The sequence below is a fragment of the Rhodococcus sp. BS-15 genome, from assembly GCF_000813105.1.
Classification (GTDB): domain Bacteria; phylum Actinomycetota; class Actinomycetes; order Mycobacteriales; family Mycobacteriaceae; genus Rhodococcoides.
This window is the reverse complement of sequence record NZ_BAOX01000550.1, coordinates 1-1,251: the sequence shown is the minus strand read 5'-3', so window position 1 is coordinate 1,251 and position 1,251 is coordinate 1. Positions and strand designations below refer to the sequence as shown.

Genomic DNA, 1,251 nt, shown 5'->3' with positions numbered 1-1,251 from the left:
TCCTCGCCGGCGGCGAGCACCGTCGATCGGCCGCGGTCCGCAATGCGTGATCGAAGCTCTGCAGTCCGGTGTGGTCGCCGATTCGGCACATGCGCCGTTGACGGGGCGTCGCGCTGGTCGGCGGCGGACCAGGCGATCCGGACCTCATCACCGTCCGCGGGCGCAGGCTGCTCGCCTATGCCGACATCGTGGTGGCCGATCGGCTCGCACCGCCCGAGCTGTTGGCCGAACTGGGGCCGCACGTGGAGGTCATCGACGCTCGAAGATTCCGTACGGCCGCGCGATGGCGCAGGAGGCGATCAACCAGGCGTTGATCGACGGCGCGAAGGCGGGCAAGTTCGTCGTCCGGCTCAAGGGCGGCGACCCCTACGTGTTCGGTAGGGGATACGAGGAACTCGAAGCGCTCGCCGCCGAGGGAATTCCGGTCACCGTGGTGCCCGGTATCACCAGCGCCATTTCGGTGCCCTCGTCCGCAGGGATCCCGGTGACGCACCGCGCCGTCACCCACGAGTTCGTCGTCGTCAGCGGCCACGTGGCACCCGACCATCCCGATTCGCTCGTCGACTGGAACGCGCTGGCCAAGCTCAAGGGCACCATCGTGTTGCTGATGGCCGTCGAACGCATCGGCCTGTTCGCCGACGTTCTCATCGCGGGTGGCCGGCCGTCCGGCACTCCGGTGATCGTCGTTCAGGAAGGCACCATGCGCACCCAGCGCGAAGTGCGCGCGACGCTGAGCACCGTGGCCGATGCGGTTCGGGACGCGGAGATCAGGCCTCCGGCCATCGTGGTCATCGGAACCGTTGCCGGTTTTTCTGTACACGCCGGTAACGTGAACGCCCGTGCCTGAATCATCGATGTCCGATACCTCCAGCACCGAGGTCAAGTACCCGGTGACGACCCGAGCGTTCGGGTTGGCGATCATCGTCCTGAGCGGCCTGCAGTTGATGGTGGTGCTCGACGGCACGGTCGCCAACCTCGCTCTGGCACCGTTGCAGGCCGATCTGGGTCTGTCCGATGCCGGACGCAACTGGGTGCTCACCTCGTACGCCCTCGCCTTCGGCGGCTGATGCTCCTCGGCGGCAGACTCGGTGACGCCTTCGGTCGCAAGAAGATGTTCCTGGCCGGCGTCGTACTGTTCACCATCGCATCCCTGCTGTGCGGGCTCGCGATCAACGAGGCAACGCTGGTAGCGGCCCGCGCGCTTCAGGGCGTGGGAGCCGCGGTGGCGTCGCCCACGGCGTTCGCTTGGTG

General features: G+C 67.5%; 2 pseudogenes. Both read left to right on the top strand.

The features are described 5' to 3' along the window. A pseudogene (gene cobA, locus RHBS_RS27850) lies at positions 1 to 847 on the top strand (uroporphyrinogen-III C-methyltransferase); the annotation flags it as partial. A gap of 7 nt (positions 848 to 854) precedes the next feature. Continuing rightward, positions 855 to 1,251: pseudogene (locus RHBS_RS27845) on the top strand (MFS transporter); the annotation flags it as partial.